The 18,654-nt window shown below is 57.0% G+C and carries 22 protein-coding genes; 12 read left to right on the top strand and 10 right to left on the bottom strand.

Annotated features, from left to right (window positions below; all coding sequences use genetic code 11):
• The 4 genes from A4E33_RS04040 to A4E33_RS04025 form a co-directional block, all read right to left on the bottom strand.
• A partial coding sequence (locus tag A4E33_RS04040) for a nitrilase-related carbon-nitrogen hydrolase (RefSeq protein WP_292346402.1) occupies positions 1-737 on the bottom strand: 737 nt, incomplete at its 3' end.
• 7 nt (positions 738-744) lie between these two features.
• A complete protein-coding gene (locus A4E33_RS04035) occupies positions 745-903 on the bottom strand; it encodes a hypothetical protein (RefSeq protein WP_292346401.1) in 159 nt (52 codons plus the stop codon).
• Between the two features lie 7 nt (positions 904-910).
• Entirely contained in the window at positions 911-1,411 is a 501-nt protein-coding gene (locus A4E33_RS04030; RefSeq protein WP_292346400.1) for a GNAT family N-acetyltransferase, read from the bottom strand.
• Between the two features lie 94 nt (positions 1,412-1,505).
• Positions 1,506-2,255, bottom strand: coding sequence for a class I SAM-dependent methyltransferase family protein (locus A4E33_RS04025; RefSeq protein ID WP_292346399.1), 750 nt, complete (start codon positions 2,253-2,255; stop codon positions 1,506-1,508).
• A gap of 156 nt (positions 2,256-2,411) precedes the next feature.
• On the opposite strand from A4E33_RS04025, the gene A4E33_RS04020 reads away from it, so the two are divergent.
• From A4E33_RS04020 to A4E33_RS04000, 5 genes are all read left to right on the top strand, one after another.
• On the top strand, positions 2,412-3,290 hold the full coding sequence (locus A4E33_RS04020; RefSeq protein WP_292346398.1) for a pirin family protein: 879 nt from the start codon (positions 2,412-2,414) through the stop codon (positions 3,288-3,290).
• Between the two features lie 18 nt (positions 3,291-3,308).
• Positions 3,309-3,902: an FkbM family methyltransferase gene (locus A4E33_RS04015; protein ID WP_292346404.1), complete on the top strand. Its 594-nt coding sequence runs from the start codon at positions 3,309-3,311 to the stop codon at positions 3,900-3,902.
• Positions 3,903-4,015: 113 nt separating this feature from the next.
• On the top strand, positions 4,016-4,681 hold the full coding sequence (locus A4E33_RS04010) for a nitroreductase family protein (protein ID WP_292346397.1): 666 nt from the start codon (positions 4,016-4,018) through the stop codon (positions 4,679-4,681).
• A 74-nt stretch (positions 4,682-4,755) separates the two neighbouring features.
• Entirely contained in the window at positions 4,756-5,001 is a 246-nt protein-coding gene (locus A4E33_RS04005) for a hypothetical protein (protein WP_292346396.1), read from the top strand.
• Positions 5,002-5,174: 173 nt separating this feature from the next.
• Positions 5,175-5,528, top strand: a complete 354-nt coding sequence (locus A4E33_RS04000) for a hypothetical protein (protein ID WP_292346395.1) — start codon at positions 5,175-5,177, stop codon at positions 5,526-5,528.
• A 93-nt stretch (positions 5,529-5,621) separates the two neighbouring features.
• Here the strand turns inward: A4E33_RS04000 and A4E33_RS03995 are convergent, their stop codons facing one another.
• Complete coding sequence (locus A4E33_RS03995) at positions 5,622-6,770, bottom strand: sensor histidine kinase KdpD (protein ID WP_292346394.1); 1,149 nt, start codon at positions 6,768-6,770, stop codon at positions 5,622-5,624.
• Between the two features lie 275 nt (positions 6,771-7,045).
• On the opposite strand from A4E33_RS03995, the gene A4E33_RS03990 reads away from it, so the two are divergent.
• Positions 7,046-8,518 carry a response regulator gene (locus A4E33_RS03990; RefSeq protein WP_292346393.1) on the top strand — a complete coding sequence of 491 codons (1,473 nt, stop codon included), beginning with the start codon at positions 7,046-7,048 and terminating at the stop codon, positions 8,516-8,518.
• Between the two features lie 6 nt (positions 8,519-8,524).
• Here A4E33_RS03990 and A4E33_RS03985 read toward each other — a convergent pair whose 3' ends face one another.
• Positions 8,525-9,673, bottom strand: coding sequence for an NAD(P)/FAD-dependent oxidoreductase (locus tag A4E33_RS03985; protein ID WP_292346392.1), 1,149 nt, complete (start codon positions 9,671-9,673; stop codon positions 8,525-8,527).
• A gap of 95 nt (positions 9,674-9,768) precedes the next feature.
• Positions 9,769-10,293: a hypothetical protein gene (locus A4E33_RS03980; RefSeq protein WP_292346391.1), complete on the bottom strand. Its 525-nt coding sequence runs from the start codon at positions 10,291-10,293 to the stop codon at positions 9,769-9,771.
• 182 nt (positions 10,294-10,475) lie between these two features.
• Between A4E33_RS03980 and A4E33_RS03975 the strand changes: the two genes are divergently transcribed.
• On the top strand, positions 10,476-11,027 hold the full coding sequence (locus tag A4E33_RS03975; RefSeq protein ID WP_292346390.1) for a DUF308 domain-containing protein: 552 nt from the start codon (positions 10,476-10,478) through the stop codon (positions 11,025-11,027).
• A gap of 863 nt (positions 11,028-11,890) precedes the next feature.
• On the opposite strand, the gene A4E33_RS03970 is transcribed toward A4E33_RS03975, so the two are convergent.
• Positions 11,891-12,196, bottom strand: a complete 306-nt coding sequence (locus tag A4E33_RS03970) for a hypothetical protein (RefSeq protein WP_292346389.1) — start codon at positions 12,194-12,196, stop codon at positions 11,891-11,893.
• A 9-nt stretch (positions 12,197-12,205) separates the two neighbouring features.
• Here A4E33_RS03970 and A4E33_RS03965 point away from each other — a divergent pair, with 9 nt between their 5' ends.
• From A4E33_RS03965 to A4E33_RS03955, 3 genes are all read left to right on the top strand, one after another.
• Positions 12,206-12,733, top strand: a complete 528-nt coding sequence (locus tag A4E33_RS03965) for an META domain-containing protein (RefSeq protein WP_292346388.1) — start codon at positions 12,206-12,208, stop codon at positions 12,731-12,733.
• 57 nt (positions 12,734-12,790) lie between these two features.
• Positions 12,791-13,333, top strand: coding sequence for an META domain-containing protein (locus A4E33_RS03960; RefSeq protein ID WP_292346387.1), 543 nt, complete (start codon positions 12,791-12,793; stop codon positions 13,331-13,333).
• A gap of 141 nt (positions 13,334-13,474) precedes the next feature.
• Positions 13,475-14,782: an STAS domain-containing protein gene (locus A4E33_RS03955; protein ID WP_292346386.1), complete on the top strand. Its 1,308-nt coding sequence runs from the start codon at positions 13,475-13,477 to the stop codon at positions 14,780-14,782.
• 2 nt (positions 14,783-14,784) lie between these two features.
• Here A4E33_RS03955 and A4E33_RS03950 read toward each other — a convergent pair whose 3' ends face one another.
• Both A4E33_RS03950 and A4E33_RS03945 read right to left on the bottom strand, forming a co-directional pair.
• Positions 14,785-15,201: an ATP-binding protein gene (locus A4E33_RS03950; protein ID WP_292346403.1), complete on the bottom strand. Its 417-nt coding sequence runs from the start codon at positions 15,199-15,201 to the stop codon at positions 14,785-14,787.
• Between the two features lie 2 nt (positions 15,202-15,203).
• On the bottom strand, positions 15,204-16,586 hold the full coding sequence (locus tag A4E33_RS03945; protein WP_292346385.1) for a PP2C family protein-serine/threonine phosphatase: 1,383 nt from the start codon (positions 16,584-16,586) through the stop codon (positions 15,204-15,206).
• A gap of 159 nt (positions 16,587-16,745) precedes the next feature.
• Between A4E33_RS03945 and A4E33_RS03940 the strand changes: the two genes are divergently transcribed.
• Both A4E33_RS03940 and A4E33_RS03935 read left to right on the top strand, forming a co-directional pair.
• Positions 16,746-17,078: an STAS domain-containing protein gene (locus A4E33_RS03940; RefSeq protein WP_292346384.1), complete on the top strand. Its 333-nt coding sequence runs from the start codon at positions 16,746-16,748 to the stop codon at positions 17,076-17,078.
• Positions 17,065-18,654: MBL fold metallo-hydrolase (locus A4E33_RS03935; protein WP_292346383.1), on the top strand; the 1,590-nt coding region annotated here is incomplete at its 3' end. The genes A4E33_RS03940 and A4E33_RS03935, both read left to right, overlap by 14 nt.

The raw sequence follows: 18,654 nt of genomic DNA, 5'->3' as shown, positions 1-18,654 counted from the left end.
CTGCCGGATGCCCGGGCAAGTACCTTGCCGAAAGCGTCGCACACAAAGGATCCGCCAAAGAACGAGCAGTCCCCCTCCTTCCCGACCCGGTTGACAGCTGCGATATGGACGCTGTTTGCGATGGCGTGACTCCTCTGGATCAGCTCCCATGCCTCCTGCCAGCCACCTTCCGGAGGAACGTCTGCGGTAGGATGCCCGATCGCGGTCGGGTAGATGATGAGCTCTGCTCCGTCGAGGGCTGCGCACCGTGCAGCCTCCGGGAACCACTGGTCGTAACAGATGAGTACCGCGATCCGGCCAAACGGCGTCTGGTATACGGGGTAAAAATTCCCCGGGTAAAAGTATCCTTTCTCGAAGAATCCCGGGTCCTGCGGGATGTGGATCTTGTGATAGGGACTGCCAATCATCCCGTCAGGGCCGAGAACCGCCGCGGAATTGTAATAATTCCCGTCAGGAGCCCGCTCGTAGAGCGGGACAATGATGACCACGCGATGCTCCCGTGCAGCCATGGAAAAAAACCCTGTTGATTCACCGGGGATAGTCTCGGTTAAGGAAGATGTGTCCGCACCGGGATGCCGGGGGAAATACGGGGTCCGGTATAGTTCGGGAAGGCAGATGACCTGAGCGCCGGCCCGGGCGGCCTCTTTGACCTTCTCCAGGGCTTTCACCAGCATGGCTTCGCGGTCCTTTTCAACGCCCATCTGGATGAGACCGATCGTGACCTTCCCGTTCTGCATCTGTCGATCAGTAGGAGTTATTTCTCTTCGGATATGATGCTATCTCTTCAGGTTTTTCCTGTCCCGGCCGGACGTATCCTTTTATCGCGAACAGGAAGGATCCGAAAAGAAAGAGAGAAACAAAAGGATTTGGGATTTTTTTAAGAACTGCACGGATCTTTTCCATGACCGTTTCATCCTTCCGGATCACGGAACCGGACGTACAGGATCTCGTCCATCACAACCCCGTGTTTCGTGACGGCGTTCCGGTGCACGGCCTCGCGGACAAATCCGGATTTCTCAAGCACCCGCATGGATGCCGGGTTGTTCGAGAAGATCCCTGCCTGGATCCGGATGAGATTCGTCTGCTGAAAAACAACCGGGACAAGGGCGCGGACAGCCTCAGTGACAATCCCCTTTCCCCGGAAGGGTTCCCCCAGCCAGTACCCGATCTCTGCGGTCCTTTGGTATACGTCCCCGAGAGGGTGGATGCCGATGCCGCCGGCTGCTTCTCCCGTAACTTCGATTGCGAGGAGTAGTGGATGGCCGGGGCCGTTTGCCATCTGGATAAACCGGCGTGCGTCATCCATGGTGTAGGGTGACGGGAACGCGTCCCGCATGCAGGCCGATACCCGCGGGTTGTCCGCATATCGCGCAAGCGACGGGGCATCATTCTCCCGCCACGGGCGGAGCATTGCGCCGGGTATCCTGATTGTCAGCGTGCGGCACACAATAACCGGATTGTATTGTTTTGTGGGTGGATAAATGGCGTGTGTGGGGGAAACGGGTTTATCGTCGCCATACAAGATCGAAGACCCGGCGGCTGACACCGGGCGCGACATTGCCGCAGGCTGATGTGTACGTTACGTCCAGCCCGCGTGCTGCGTACGCTGCAACGAGACCGGGGATCTCCTGCCGGGTCCTGAACGTATAGAAATGTGCCGTGCCGCGGGAGGAGAGGAGCGGGAGCAGGATGTCGAGTGCATTATCCATGCCGTACGGGGCGGGGATGATGATCCGGTCGAAGCGATGAACCGGCAGCAGCGAGGTGTCCAGGGCATCTCCCGGGATCAGGTGGCAGTGTGCGCCGACCTTGTTGAGGGCGCAGTTCTCAGAAAGCCACCGGAATGCATCCGGGTTCTGTTCCACGGCCCATACGTCTGCCCCCCGCGCTGCGGCAGGGATCACGTACGGCCCGATTCCTGCGAACGGCACGAACACGTGCTCGCCCGGCCGGACAAGACCGGTCACCCGTTTCCGCTCGGACACCATGCGGGGGGAGAAGAACGATCCTGCAACATCGAGCCGGTACGAGAACCCGGCCTCGCGGTGAACCGTGACGGTCGAGTTCCCGAGAAGCAGTTCATACCCGGCTGTCCGCAAATCCCCCGCGATCTTACCGGTCTTTTCAAGCACCGTTCCAATATTCTTCCTGCGGGAGACGATGGCCTGTGCAATCACCTGCCGGTATGGTTTCAGGAGCGGGTGAATCCCGATAACAGCAACATCCCCGATTACCGTAAAATGATCGGATACCATTGGCAGCAGTTCCGGCGGCAATATCCCTCTGAGCTGATCGCGGAGGCCCATGATTACCGGTTACGTTCACGGTGTCCCCATTTAATGCGATCCCCCGGGGACGAACATACGGGTGTCACCCTGGCGTTGTGATTCAAACCCATATCTTAATGTGCCATGAGTACCTGTTCCTTCTCTATGGATCAGGTACGGACGGCTGAGCGCATCCTGCAGGCGTATGCTACTGTCGAGGGCGCTGGTGTGCGTCTGTACCGGGCGTTCGGGTATTACGAGCTGCCGCAGTTCGATCCGTTCCTGATGCTGGACGATTTCCGATCGGAAAAGCCGGCGGAGTACCTTGCCGGGTTCCCCCGGCACCCGCACCGCGGCATCGAGACGGTCACCTACATGCTGGAAGGTACGGTCGATCACGAGGACAGTATCGGGAACGCCGGAAGCATCAGCGCCGGCGATGTCCAGTGGATGACCGCGGGTTCGGGAATCATCCACCAGGAGATGCCAAAACCCGTCAGCGGGCGCATGGGCGGGTTCCAGCTCTGGGTCAACCTTCCCCGGAAACAGAAGATGATGGCGCCGCGATACCAGGAGATAAAGAGCGACACGATCCCGGTAATCTCGCCCCGCAGGGGAATCAATATCCGTGTGATCGCCGGTACCCTTGCCGGAACCAGGGGGCCGATCCGGGATATCGTTGCCGACTCGGAATTCCTTGATATCTCTCTTGGCCCGGACCTCTTCTTTACCCACCCGGTTCCGCAGGGGCACACGGCATTTGCGTACGTTATCGGAGGGGAGGGGACGTTTGACGAGAAAGAGGGACACCGGGTGGGAAACCGCGATCTCGTTCTGTTCAGCGACGGGAATTCACTATGGGTCCGTTCATTTGGTTCCGGTATGCGTTTCCTTTTCATTGCCGGAAAACCGATCCGGGAACCGGTGGAATGGCGTGGTCCCATTGTCATGAATACCCGCGAGGAGCTGCGGCGTGCGTTCAAAGAGTACGCTGACGGGACGTTTATCAAAAAGAAACCCTGATCCCCCCGAGGTTCCGTGATGCCGGTCCGGTGCGATATAACAGAACCGGAGATCGTTTTTACTGATGAGAAGATCCCCTGCCGCCAGATCCGTTCGGTGACCGAGTACCGGTTCGACGATATCCGGCCCGGCGACCGGGTTCTCGACATCGGTGCCAATATTGGTGCGTTCAGCATCCGCGCCGCGATGATGGGGGGGCAGGTGACTGCCGTGGAACCGGTGACCGCAGACCTTCTGTGCCGGAATATCCGCGCCAACGGTGTTTCTGTGCAGGTCATTGCCGGTGCTTTGGGTGACGGGAGACCTCAAAAGATTTGCTGGGACGACTGCCGTGTTGTCTGCCGGACGTATACCCTCAGGGACCTGATAACCATGGCCGGCGGGTGCGATTTCCTGAAATGCGACTGCGAGGGTGCCGAGTGGCTCATCTCCCCACAGGATCTCGCCCCGGTCCGCCGGATCGAGATGGAGATCCATACACCTCCGATCAGCGGCCCCGTCAACCCCGCCCTCCTCGAGTACATCAGCCGCTGGTACGATTTCCGGATCGATCGGAAGCCCTGCCACGATATCCTCGGTGTCATGGGCGTTCTCCACGCGGAACGGAAATAAGGCGGATGCAATCCTCATTCCTCCACAGGACAGTTTGCCGTATCAGTTACCGTGTCCCCATCAGCTACCTTCATGTACCTGCCCTGTGAAACCGCACTCAGAGGCACATCTCCATGTGTGACGATATCAGCATCCAGAAGAACAGGTATCTCGACCAGATCCTGGCGGAACGCCGGTCCCACCGGATCTTCCGGTCGGATTTCTGCAGCGAGGACGAGATCCGCCGGGTCCTCCATGCCGGGCTGCTTGCCCCGTTTGCTGCGGCAGCCGTCGGGACCTCCCAAGACTATTTCCGCCGCTTCTTTGTCATGCGTCGGGGGTCGGAGAGCATGAAGGCAGCCTTCCCGCTCGTCCTGCAGCAGGTCCGCAGGATGGCAGCGGATCTTGAAGCAGGGATGCACAACGATCCGGCACTCCGGGCAAAAGCAGGGGCATTTGCCGAAAGGCTTTCGATATTCAGTAAAAAAGGAATTGTTCCGGGAATCGGGTCGGCACCGTACTATATCGTGGTTGCCGAGCGCCGGGGATATCCCCCGGTGGAACTCCAGTCGCTTGCCCATTGCCTCGAGAACATGTGGCTGAAGGCAACCGCACTCGATCTCGGGTTCCAGCTGGTTTCCGTAACCTCACAGATGTCATCGGATCCGGCATTCTGCGCCATTCTTGGCATCCCTCCCGGCGAATGGGAACTGATGGGATGTGCGGTCGGGTACCCGGCGGACGAACTCTCCCCCGCGATCCGCCCCCCGGTCGAGGAGGTCACCCGGTGGCTCGACTGACCGGAGCTTGTCCAGACGCCCGCGGTTTTATGTGAGATTCCGATCAAAACTGCTCAGACACCCGGCGTGATATCATGGCAGGACTCAGCGGTATACAGGGAATGATTGCAGGATATGTTGCCTCTCCCCAGGGGCAGGAAGCGATACGGAACTACCTGTCGTCTCCCGAAGGCAAGAAGATGATCGAGTCGTACCTTGCAACGCCGGAGGGTCAGGATATGGGAAGACTCATCTTCAGCAGGGTGCTCGAGGGACTGGACCTGCCGGCCGGTGTAAAAACGCAGGTGCTTGCGGCTATTGCAGAGAAGAAGCGGGGATAATACCAATCATTATCCGGGGAATATCCTTACCGTTTTTCAATTTGCTCTGTATCTCGTATTTTCATATGAAATGAGACAACCGGTATGCCTTTCTTTCCGGGACATTCTGCAGTAATCGTGAATACTGAGAAAAAAAATCATTCGTTGTAACCGGCATTTTCATCATTGTTGTCGTGAGCCTGATTATCAACCAGGGATTGTGCTTTAACTATGTGGTATCCCACAATATCCAGCACAGTATTGATGAGTCGGTTCGGGAAAATTCAGAAAATATAAAGCAGTACACAATACTATTCGTTGATGTTCAGGATTTACGGGTTGTCAGGGGGAATTACCGGAATGCTGTCGGTCTGCAGACGTGGAGCCTGCAGTCGATGATGCAGAATGCGGGAATCGACACATCGGATACAACAATTTATTACGATACGGATGGCGTCAACTGGGGAAGTATCCGTACAGCAGGGATTCAGACATTTTTTGAATTCAACCGTACAAACGTCAACCTGGATACAATGTATCAGGTATAGGATCTTCTAATACAGAGATTCTGGAAAGGAATCTGGAATCATGCCAGACTGCCGGATTGTTCCCCGGAATGATTCACTGACAAGGAGCAGTCCTCATCCTCTCCGGTAATCCCCTTTCGGGACAAGCATCTCGAAGCGTGCACCATTCCCGTAATCCCCGGTTTCCCGTATGGTTATCTTCGTGATCGACAGGATCTCGCGGATGAGGAACAGGCCAAGACCGGAGTCCCTGCCGAATCCCTTGGTAAAGATCTTCTCCTTGTCCTGCGGCGGCACTCCGACTCCATCGTCTTCGCATACAATCCTGAGTCCGTCAGAACCTTCCTGTACGGAAAAGATGATCCGGCTGACATGGTCGCCGTGCCGGAGCGCATTGTCGATAAGGTTGTAGAAGACTTTCCGGATCATGCTGTCGGCAAAGATCTCGGTCCCGCCCAGGAGGATGTCAATCGTTACTCCCTCGTGGTCGAGCTGCTCCGCAGCCTGGCTCACCATCGGACCTATCCTGTGCCACGAAGGTGCCTGCGCCCCGATCTCCTGGTAGTCCCGCGTAAACGTGATCTGGTCCTGGATGGACATGGAGGTCAGTTCCATCTTCTCAAGGATCTCCTTGAGCTGTACATCTTCCGCGTGTTCCTTTGCCAGGTCGATATCTACAAGGAGGGCAAAGACCCGGTTTGAGATATCGTGCCGGGTGATCTGGGACAGGAGGTTGAGCTTCTGGTTTGCCGTCCCGAGCGCAGCCTCGGCTTTCTTCCGTTCCGCGATGTCGTTCTCCAGTGCGGTATTGACCTCCGACAACTCCTTTGTCCTCTCGGCCACGCGGGTCTCGAGCGACCGCGTCAGTTCTTCGAGCCTCTGCTGGGCCGCACGCCGCTCGTTTACCTCTTTCTCAAGATCGGTATAATTCGTCCGGATCTCCCATACGAGCAGTGCCACGATTGCCATCATCAGGATAAAGATCGCACGGTTCGGGAGGTCGGAGGGATCTGAACGACCGGCGCCGGAAATCATGCTTCCCAGGAAGAGACAGAAGGTTATCGCCCATGCCGTGAAGAACGGGGCATAGCGGTGGGTGAGCCAGACCGACATCAGAAGGGGCATCAGGTACAGGATCCAGATGACAAATCCCAGAGGGATGAACACATCCGCCGAGAGGATACCGAACCCGAGGCCGGCCATGCACAGGAGGATAAAACGCTCCCTCTCCTGTTCGGTCTTCCCGAGATCCACCGAAAACATTGCCCGGCTCCCTGCCTCTGTCAGAGAATTATTTCTGCAATGATAAGTACGTTACCGAAGGCAGCCGGTATACTGGTGCGATTCATTCTTCATCCTTTATTCATTACCTCTCATACCGGGTGACCGGGATCAGCCCAAATACGAGCCTTCTCAGGGTCCTTCCGGCGAGAAGTTTTCCTGCAGGAAAGATTCCGGAAACTGGTGAGAAAAGTGTCACGCTGGATTGTGGGATTCATACAAAAGGTATTTCCATCCAAAACAGCAATTCAACGATAATGATCTCTGTCCTGTACGTGGACGATGAGCCGGAGCTGCTCGGACTCTGCAAGATATTCCTTGAACGGGACGGAGAGTTCAGCGTCACACCGATTCCCTCGGCGCAGGAGGCGATCGGTCTCCTTTCAGCATCGTCCTTTGATGTGATCGTGTCCGACTATCAGATGCCGGATATCGACGGTCTCGAATTTTTAAAAAGGGTCCGGTCCAGGAACGAGGGAATCCCCTTCATCCTGTTTACGGGCCGGGGAAGGGAGGAGGTGGTCATCGAGGCCATCAACCATGGCGTGGACTTCTACCTGCAGAAAGGCGGGGATCCCCGGTCGCAGTTTGCCGAGCTTGGCCACAAGATCCGGAAAGCCGTGAACACCCGGAATGCTATCAATGCACTCCGCATGGAGAACGAGAAGAACCGTGGTCTCATGGACTATGCCAACGATGCTATCTTCATCGCCGATGCCACGACCGGAATGCTCGTGGATGCGAACAGGAAAGCCCGCGACCTGATCGGAAAGAATCCTGAAGAAATCCATACCATGCACCAGACCGATCTCCATCCCCCGGAGAAGAAGGATATGTACCCTGATGTTTTCCTTCAGCATGCGCGCGAGGGGACGGCCTTCCAGACGGATATCATCGCAGGCCACGACGGACGGCATATCCCGGTGATCGCCAGTGCGACCATCATCGATCTCGGGGGGCGGCTCTGTTTCATGGAGATCTTCCACGATATCTCGGACATAAAGATGGCTCAGGATGCCCTCCAGCTGGCGAACAAGAAACTCAATCTCCTTGCCGAGATCACACGGCACGATATCCGGAACAAGCTGACGGTCATGGGAGGGTATCTCGATCTCATCAAGGAGCGCCCTCCGGACTCCCAGCACTCCATGTATGTCCGGAAGATGAAGGACACGGTCTCCATCATCGGTGAGAATATCGAGTTCACCAAGCTGTACCAGAACCTCGGCATCGTTGCTCCGGCATGGCAGAACGTCCACGAGATATTCTTTGCCGCCTGCACGCACGTGGACATCAAGAGGATCCGGGTCCAGTCCGATTCGGAAGGATTCGAGATCTACGCGGATCCCCTGCTCGAGCGGGTCTTTTACAACCTGGTTGAAAACGCGATCCTGCACGGGCACCATGTCTCCGTGGTACGGATCTCGGCCCGCGAATCATCTGCCGGCCTCATCATCGCCCTCGAGGACGATGGGATCGGTATCCCGGTCCCTGACAAGTCGAGGATCTTTATCAAGGGCTTCGGGAAGAATACCGGTCTTGGCCTCTTCCTCGTAAAGGAGATCCTTTCCATCACCAGCATTACCATTGTCGAGACCGGCGACTATGGCAAAGGTGCACGGTTCGAGATGCACGTGCCAAAGGAGATGTACCGCATAGCAAGGGACTCCCGTCGCGATCGCTGCCATATCCTCTCGCCGGATACGGCCGGGGTCCAGACCCCCGAATGATTCCGTTCAGAACAACGTGTGCAGGCCAGCCTGCATGAGCGGCCCGGCAAGCCGGAGGATGGATGGATTCATGAGCAGCCGCCTGACCAGTGCGCCGGGACGGTCCATGTCGCCATACTCTTCGATGGTACTCAGTATCGAAGGATTATCCAGTGCCCGGATCAGTGCGTCGATATCTTCCACCGACATCTTCTGGCGCACCTCAAACATGCGGTACCCGAGCTCAAGTTCCCGCCCGAAATCCTCCTGCCAGAGCCGTTCGTAGCCGGCAAGGGTTGTGTCGTCGTACTGGTCCTTTTCGCAGGCAGTTGCGGCAACCGCAGCAGCGTGGCGGGCAGACCGGACACCGGTATAGATCCCGCCGCCGGAGGTTGGTTTCGGGAACCCCGCTGCATCGCCGACAAAGAGTGTCCGGTCCCGGAAGGTTTTCTTCATCACGCCGAGAGGGAGCGTGCCGGTCACGAACTGGGAGGTGCTTGTCCCGAACTGTTTTGAAAACCGTGCGAACCGCTCCATCATATCCTTCCGTCCGCACATGCCCACACGGATACGCCCGGGGCCGGTCGGGATCGACCAGCCGAAGAACTCCGGCGAGGCGTCCGGGTAGATCCTGACATATCGCGTATCGCATTCTCCCGGCATATCAGCCTGGATGCCGGCAAGATAGGTCCGCGCACGCTCCATACCATACACGCGGGCGATGGTACTCCTCGGGCCGTCAGCAGCGATCAGGATCTTAAAACCGATCTCCTCGACACCGTTCACGCCCCGTGCATATACGGATGTGCCCTTCACGCTGTACACGGAGGTCTTCATCCGGAACTCGGCCCCGGCATCCGCTGCGGCCTCAGCCATCTCGCGGTCGAGGGTTCCGCGATCGACAACCACGGCTTTTGTCTTCTTTGCATCGATCAGGATCTCGCTGCCGGCAGCGGTTATTACGCGGGCGCCGGTCACCCGGTTGAGCACCGGGCGCTCCGATGCAATCCGGCACTCGTCAAAGGCAGCCGTTGAGAGGAGGCCGGCACACTGGACGGGGTATCCAATCGTGCCGTGTTCCTCGATGCAGAGCGTGGAAAGCCCGAGCCGGGCACACTCGCGTGCAGCTGCTGTTCCCGAGGGTCCCGCACCGACAACAACAACATCGTAATTCATGAAAAATGCCTCCACGGCATGGAGTGCCGGGATGTCACGTACCGTATCGTCTCCCTCTCCCTGTATCCTGGAAACTCTGGTGCGGGCATGCGTGTTCAGGTCGTTCGTTGCGATTTGTCAGACGAGTAGAAGCCAAGGATGACCGAGAAGAGGCCGAACACAAGCGCGAAGGTCCCGACAACGGCGAGGAAGAGGTGGGACTCAAAGCCGGGGAAGTAGTAGAAAAGCAGCGCGAGGACGAGGATCGCCGTGATGATCATGACGGGGATGAGGATGTATTTTGTCCGCGGGTGCTCGAGCGCCAGCGTGATGTCGGTGAAACCATTGATGATCGCCACAGCGGCTACTGCGAGGATGAGCATGACGGCCACAAATCCCTGGATGATGATGGAGATCACACCCACGATTAGGAGTGCGGCCGAGAGTCCGAACCAGAGCATCGACTCGTCGCCACGGGCTGTGATGGCAAGGAACAGGAACAGTACCATGAGGAGCCCGATCAGGACCCAGAAGAGCCCGTAAAAGCCGGCCTCCACCTCTTTTGGGATGAGCAGGGCGAGGAACCCGAAGATCACTCCGACAATACCGCGGATAAGGCACGATGTCTTGGAATCCAGCATTGTTCCACCCGGGCGTTTCCGTCCCGTTTTTTCTGTCCTGATCAGTATTTGACACCATCATGATAAAATGTACACTATGAAAACCGGACCGGCGATCATCTGCAGTACCTGCACAATGCCCTGTTCGTGCATGGAATACTACAAATATCAGAGTCAATAATTTTTACTCCGGAGATTATCGTATGGCAGACCCTGGTCAGGCAGCAAACGCTGAGAGTGCAGAAGCGAACCTCTTTCCCTGGTGGATCCTGCTCCTGTGGGGGATCCTCACGATCATTGTCGGGCTCATGTTCCTCCTCTCCCCGGAGGTCACAACGGTCCTTTTCATCACGTTCCTCGGGGCATACTGGTTTGTCGGCGGGATCTTTGTCATCGCGGGCCTCTTCGTTGACCGGACGAACACGGCACTGAAGCTCCTGCTTGCCGGCGTGAATATCTTTGCCGGGCTGTTGATCCTGCTGCACCCGTTTGTCAGCGCGTTCTTTGCCCTCGAGTTCTTCCTCCTCTTCCTCGGGTTCTGGGCCTGTTTCATCGGGGCCGTCCACCTTTACCACGCGTTCGGCTCGAAGGATGCCGGCAACGGAGTCCTTGGCGCCATCAGCATCATCTTCGGCATCCTGCTGCTGCTCAACTCCCTGCTGGTTATCGTGATGCTGCCCTTCATTGCCGGCGGTTTTTGTATCGTTTCGGGCCTGACAACGCTGTACGTGTCGTACGTGGCAAAGAGCGGATGAATGGTTTTTCATCCGGTTTTGCAAAACATTTTCAATCGCAAAAAAACCTGTAGGTTATGCTCCCGATTACCGGGTACGTACTTGACTCTCCAAGAGAGTACTGTACAACATTTTTGTCTGTCCGGCGTGAGCATTCCGGCTGATTGATTGGATCCCGATTCCATTTTTCCGGACAGGGAACAAGGGGTCGGTTGAAAAAAATTCCGGATATCGATTTGGGAATGAAAAACGATCATCATCAATGATAAGGGCTGATGTCCCCATGCACCGGTTGATATGAGTGGCCGCTGATTCGACAGAACCCGATGTTCTTCTCTTCCTCCGGGTCCTGACAGACCTCCCGGATTCTGATGAACCTGTCGGACCCATCGAACCCATCGGGGGCGTTTTCGCGGAGGCCTCAATTCCTTTTTTCCTGGATAGCGGTCTTTCCCTGCCATGCTGTACCGGGGCACCGACCCGGGGAGCACTCAAAAATATCCAAAAAAGGGGGTTTTTCTCGTTCGGCCGGGAACCCGTGTTCATGCATGGTTCTCCAGAGCCTGTTTTTTCCTTGTAAAAATGTTCCCTGAATTCCAAATCCGGGAAAAAATGCCGGCAGCGCTGCGGCCCGATCATAACCTTCAAGATACGGGAAGCTGATTATGTCATGCCTTCGGGCTGGATCGGCTCATCACTTCCTCACACTCTGGTGAGCCGGTTCATCTGAATAGATCATGGTATACCGTTCTGTTTATATGCGTTGCTTTTTTATTTCGCTATGGTATATCCTCACAGTCTGATGCAACCATCAGGTTTTTTCCGGTTTTTATCGAAGATACTCCCGCGGAAGGGACGTATCGGTATCCCTGGCTGCCGCCCGCTCATTCGTTATCAAACCGGAACAAGCCGATTCCGGCATACTTCTGAAGGAGCTGGAGAATCGCAAAGAAGACAAAGGCAAAGAGTACCATACCCGTGATCATGGCGGCAGGTCCGCTGAGGCCGAACGCGGTGATAACCGCAGAGGAGATGGCCCCGGCACAGAGATACGATATGATCACGCAGGCCATGAGTACAAGGATGTTTCCAGCCGATCCCATGTTCGTACCATAATGGACGGCCTTCCTTTTATCTCCGGCGCACGAGATTCTGACGGTGACAGAAACCGTTATTGCATCGGCTGCCAAGATCAGGCTATGCCCGTTGATCCGGATGGAGATTTGACGGAAAGCGCTGCAGGAAGAAAAACCAGCCTGCCGGCAGACCCTCCGGTGAAACGGAAATTCTCGTATTACGTATCGCTCATTCTTGTCAGTCTCCTGATCATGATCGCCATGTTCATCAGTTTCCCGGCAGCAAAGACGAACCCCGGGGTCCGGCTCATGGCAACGAACTGGACGCTGGAGTCCTATACCGATGAAACCGGAATCCTTGTCCCGGCAGGGAGTGGCAGTACGGTGACAGCGGAATTCTCGGAAAAAGGCCGGGTTGTCGGGAATTCCGGATGCAACTCGTATTCATTCCGATATACAACACGGGGAAATACCCTGGAGACCTCGCTGGAATCCGTTACGGATATGAAATGCCGGGATTCCGGAACTGCACAACAGGAATCCGCATTTCTGAAGGACATGGCCGCTGCCGCATCGTTCCGGACCGGCGGGTCGTCGCTGTACATTGACGATGCGTCCGGGAAGACCGTACTGGTTTTCCGGGCCGGATAACCGGCCGGGGCCCTTGTCCGCAGATACCGTTAACGGGTCTCGTGCCAAGTACTGCTCATGACAGACGATCTTCCGGCAGGGGCAGATGATGCCGTCTCCGGCGATGAGGAAAATATTCCTGCGGGGCAAACGGAAACGATGGGTTACGGGTTTTATGCAGCCCTCGGCCTTATCGGCATCCTGGTCCTCCTGATTCTTTCACATCCCCTTGTCCTCCCGGTCGATTCCGGCCTGGAGATGACAAAGACGAACTGGACGCTCCTTTCCTATGCAGATGCCGGTGGTACCCTTGTCCCGGTCATCAACGGGAGTGAGATGACTGCACGGTTCGACACCAGGGAGGGAAGGATGAGCGGCCGGTCCGGGTGCAACGGGTATTCTGCACTGTATACCACAAAAAGCAACGCCATCACCCTTTCCCGTGAGATAATTACGGATATGCGGTGCGACCGGCCCGGTATCATGGAGCAGGAATCGGTATTTCTTGCGGATCTGTCAAAAGTATCATCGTTCCGTGTAAGCGGTTCAACCCTGAAAATGTATGATGAGACCGGCACAACAGTCTTTGTCTTTATCGCATCGTCAGCCATCCGGGACTGAAAGCACAGTATTATAACGACCTGCACTATCCTGGGAGAGAAGGTCTTCGTCTGATACCCCTTTTCAGGGCCCTCGCTGCCGGAAAAAACCGAATATTAAAGTCCATGAAAACCCACTTTTGAAGAAGGAGACACGGTATCCATGGAAGCAAGAAGCGAGAAGAAGGACGGCGTTGTGCTGCTGCATGTCAGCGGGAGGCTGGATGCATTCGGGGCCCGGCAGATGGACCGCTGGGCAAAGGACGCTCTTGCCGACGATGACAAGGATCTCGTTATTGAGATGAGCGGATCGGACTACCTGAGCAGCGGGGGTATCCGGTCATTCAACGGGCTGAAAAAAGAGATGAAACGCCGGGGCGGCCGGTTCGCCCTTGCCGGGGTCGGCGAGTACCCGAAGAAGGTGCTGGACATGGCCGGGTTCTCCACGGTCTTCGATATCTTCCCGGATACCGCTGCAGCAGTTGCCGATATCGTAAAGAAGCGGAAGAACCCGACGCTCTTCAACGAGATATTCTACAAGAAGATCATCGATGAGGGCCTGCAGCTCACGATCGAGCCGGGCTGGAAGACCCGGCCCCCGGTCCTGCGGGTCCTCGGCGACCTTGACAAGGTCATCCATGCGAGGATCACCGAGGCCGACGTCCGGACAAAAAAATTCTCGGAAGTCACCTATTCCCTCGGCCTCGGCGCGCTGGGTTCCGGTATGAAGGATGCGATGCCTCTCATGGGCGAGATGATCACGCTGTACGGCTCGATGGTCTGGCTCCCGACCGATGGCAACAACACCCCTGACTTCCTGACACCCCTGGATGCCGGGAGCGATGTGCCTGTCTATACCGGGTACAACATAACCCTTGACGGTCCGTTCAACGAATACTTCACCCTCGATACGACAAACCCGAATGGCGTGAGTATATCGGACATCTACCGGGTCATCTTCTCGGCAGCCGGCAGCCGGGTGAAGGGCTACACCGGTGTCGTGGCTCTCACCATCTGGGGTGTCATCGAGAGCATCGCAAGCTCCGGTCTCAAAAAGGCACCGGTCGCAGCAGCGGCTCCCCCGGGGGGTGAGTCGATCATGTCGCCCGGCCGGATCCACGAATGGATCGCCTCGGATACCGGCAATACCCACCGGGGTGACACCCTCATCAGCTTCGGTATCGGGATCGACCTGGCAACGGGCGCGACACACTTCAGCCCTGCAACCCTGTCCTCGCTGTACTATGCAAATCCCCTGAATACCGGTGCAGCAAAACAGATGTACCTCCATAACCATGGCGTTGTGTTCAGGAACGTCCCCTACGACGCATCGCTCGACCTCAACACGCAGGTGAAGAAGGTGGTGACGGACGGAGAGTTCGTGGACATGCGCCATCTCCTCGACAGCACCCGGCTGCGGAAGGCGAAGATCGGGATCGCATATATCCAGGATATTGTCCGGGATGCCTGATCTCAGGACGACTTCTTTTTCTGCAGGGTCAGGATATTTTTATCGTTCTCGTAGGTGTACGAAAGCGAATCCATGACCTGCCGGACAAGGTAAATCCCGAGGCCGCCGATCTTGCGGTCGTCGATATTCCCGTCAAGTTCCGGTTCCGGCAGGGACAGAGGGTCGAACCGCGGTGCTGAGTCCATGACAGTTATCACCGCCATGTCCCCGGTGAACCGGCAGGTCAGGTGGATCGTGTTCCCGGGGCTCCGGTACCCATGGACGATGATGTTGGTGATGACCTCTTCGACCGCCAGCTGGGTATCGAGAATATCTTCCGGCGAGAATCCGTATTCCCGCATCGCTTCCTCGAGCCGTGCGGACACGCCCGGGATCTCCCCCACCTCCGATCCAATGGTTATCTCGAACGAGGGATTCATGGTCACAGGCTCCTGATTACCATCAGCGTGATATCGTCCGACTGCGGGTGGCTGCCGGTGAAATTTTTCACTGCATTGAGGATCTCCGTACAGATCGCGTTTGCCGAAAGCTCCGATGACGCGAGGATGACCTGCTGCAGCCGTTCCGTGCCGAACATCTCAAGGTTTTCGTTCTCTGCCTCGGTTATCCCGTCCGTATACAGGATCAGGATATCGCCCTGCGCCAGGTCCACGCTCTCCTGTGTGTATCCGGCATCGTCCATGACACCCATCGCGATCCCGGTAGCGGGCAGCTCCGCCAGGCTCCTGTCGGCTGCACGGAAATGGATGGGCGGGTTGTGCCCCGCATTGACATAGATCAGCTTCCGGGTTGCGGATTCGAGGAGGCCGTACCAGAGCGTCACGAACATTCCGGACTTCGAGTCGTTGGCAATGATCGTGTTCGAATCCCGGATCGCGGCCGACGGCTGCTGCCCGTACCAGGTCGCGTTGACCCGGACCACGATACGGGAGAGGGCCATGAACAGGGCCGCAGGGATCCCCTTGCCCGAGACATCCGCGATCATGATTCCCAGCCGGCCGGTTCCCATCGGAACAACTTCGAGAGGGATAACATCGAAGAAATCGCCTCCGACCTCTTTTGCCATGACGCTCTTTCCCGCAATGTCGTACCCCGGGATCTGGGTGATCGTATCGGGAAGGAAACTCTGCTGGATCTCGGCAGCGATGGCAATCTCGGTATTCTTCCGCTCCATCTCCCGCAGGAGGGTGTCGCGCTCGGCCTGCATCTTCCGCTCGCTGATGAGGTTCTCGACCATGAAGGCAAAGACGAACATCCCAACAGCATTGCCCACGATCATGGGAAATGCGACCATCGACACGATCTCGACAGCCTGACCAAACGGTCGGCAGATGGCAAGGACGAGCAGCATGTGGAGCCCCTCCATGAGGATGGCAAAGAGCACCGCGATCATGATCCCGGCAAACCGGCGCCCGTGCAGGAGCCAGATGAGCCCGCCGATCAGTCCCGCGAGGACCGTTGCGAGCGAACAGGGATATACCGTGAAACCGCCCATGGTCATCCGGTGTGCAGCGCCGATCAGCCCGGCGCCGAGCCCTGCCAGTGGTCCGCCGAGCAGGCCTGCAAGCATCGGCCCGAGGTCGCGGACATTGATGGGAGCACCCAGGAACTCGATACCGCTCAGGGTACCGTAGATCGAAAGGGCCCCGAAGACAAGGATGAGGATGACCTGCGCCCTGAGGGTCGGGTGTCCTTCAAGCACCTCGGGGAAAAAACGGGTTCTGGTCAGGAGATACGCGACCACGATGATGACGCAGATCAGCTGGAGGAGGACGAGCATGGAGGTGAAGAACAGCGGATCCATGATAATGCACGTGTCTATTCATGATTGAACACCGGTTCATTTAATGGTCACTTCAGATCCTCGCATCCTGCGGCGGTGCCACGGATAGGATTATCATGCAAAAATGACGACATGTAACCATATATCCGTTCAGGGAACCTGAACGCACAGGGGGATTCTATGGAGATTACCACCACAACCCGCGATAACGCGACCATTCTCTCGGTTGACGGGAGAATCGATACGGCAACGGCACCGGCACTCGAACAGGCAATAAACCGGGAGATCGAACGCCAGCACCGGAAGATCCTCCTTGACTTTTCCAGAGTAACGTACATCAGCAGCGGGGGTCTGCGGGTCCTCCTTGCCACGGCCAAGAAACTCAAGAACCCCGGCGACCGGTTCGCCCTCTGCAGCCTCTCTCCGGAAGTCATGAAGATCCTCAAGCTTGCCGGGTTCACATCCATTTTCTCCATATGTCCTACTGAGGGAGAAGCGCTTGCCGGGTGGTAACGACCCTTTAACTCCCCTTGCCTGGCAGCCGGTCCCCGGGGCAGACGGAGCATCCATCTGGCCCCTCATCCGGAAGATCGATATCATCTCTTCAAATTCGTACCTTATCGCCACACCGGACGTCCTGATCCTCATTGATCCGGGCGGTCTTCCTGAACAGGCAGAACAGCTGGCACGCGTCATCGGTGAATGCCGCCAGGAGCGGGACCGTCCCGTTTTCGTCTTCCTGACCCATGCACATATCGATCATTGTATCGGCGCACTTTCAAGCCCGGTCTTTGCCTCTCCTGAAACGGCGGTCTTTGCTGTCCAGGAACGGGGCAGCCGGGCCCTTGAACGCGGCGATACGAAACTGACGCAGGCTGACATCCTCGGCAGGGCACTCCCCCCGATGAGGATCGGTCTTGAACTCTTCCCCGGTACGTGGGACGCCGGGAGGAACATCCCGGTCCAGGCGGCTTATCCCAATGGGGCAACCGTTACGGTCACCTATACTGGATCTGGTACTGCAGGGGAACTTCCTCACGGTCGGCTGGAATTCGGAAACGGCCCGCCCCTCGAGATCTACCATACTCCCGGCCACAGTCCCGACAGCATCTGTCTTGGGATGGGAGAACTGCTCTTCATTGGCGATATCCTCTTTGCCGCAAATCCGGGTGTTGCCGGGTTGATCGGATGGAACCAGGAAGCGCTCGTCCGTTCCCTTGGTCATGTGCTGACCCTGCTCGACAACAGCGGTATCACGACGGTCCTGCCCGGGCATGGCAGGGTCGTGACAGCGCCCGATGCTGAAAGGATGCTGTCCGCGGTCCGGACCGATGCGCAGGGGCTCATGGATATTGCCGAGCTGAACCGGGGGCGGGCCGAACAGGCAGCTGCATTTGCCGAGGACTGCATGGAAGAAGTGAACGAACTGTTCACGATCATGGCAGGGCGGTTGTACTATGTCTCGTATGTCCTGGACGAGCTTGGCGAGTCGGATATTGCGCAGCGGATGGAGTCGGTCATCCCCGGGGATACCGTCGATGAACTCCTCGAAGCTTTCTCTGCCTTTGCCGATGAACATCACCGCGGCAGGAGCCTTTCGATCCAGCTGGCCCTCAAGGCCGGACAGGTCATCGGCAAACTCGACCGGTCGTTCCGGAAGGAGGAACTGACCCGCATCATCGATCCCATACTCGTCGACCGGGCCGGGCGTCTCCTGTCGGATTATACCCAGCTGCTTCGCGGATTCAATCCTCCAAGTAATCTTTCAGCCAGTTCCCTCGTCCCGGTCATCGAGGCAATCATTACCGGCCTTACCGTCCCGTCGTGCTCGGATGAGGACCTGTTGTCATCGGCCGATGACGATGATGCATTCATGCAGATCCTTCTTGCGCGGATCGGTTCGCGCCCCCTCCTTGAGGATATCGTCTTCACCCTTGATGCAGACGGTCAATCGCCGCAGGTGTCCGTTGACCGGGAGATCTTCTCCGACCTGGTCACCTACATCCTGGAGGACCTTGTCGGTATAGGATCCGACCGGATAACCATCACGGTCCGGCGGGAAGAATCGTGTGCGGCAGTGATCATCTCC

The sequence above is a fragment of the Methanoregula sp. PtaB.Bin085 genome (genome assembly GCF_002067035.1).
In the GTDB taxonomy this organism is placed as follows: Archaea; Halobacteriota; Methanomicrobia; order Methanomicrobiales; family Methanospirillaceae; genus Methanoregula.
The sequence above is the reverse complement of the archived record's forward strand: the minus strand, read 5'-3'. Positions and strand labels throughout refer to the sequence as shown.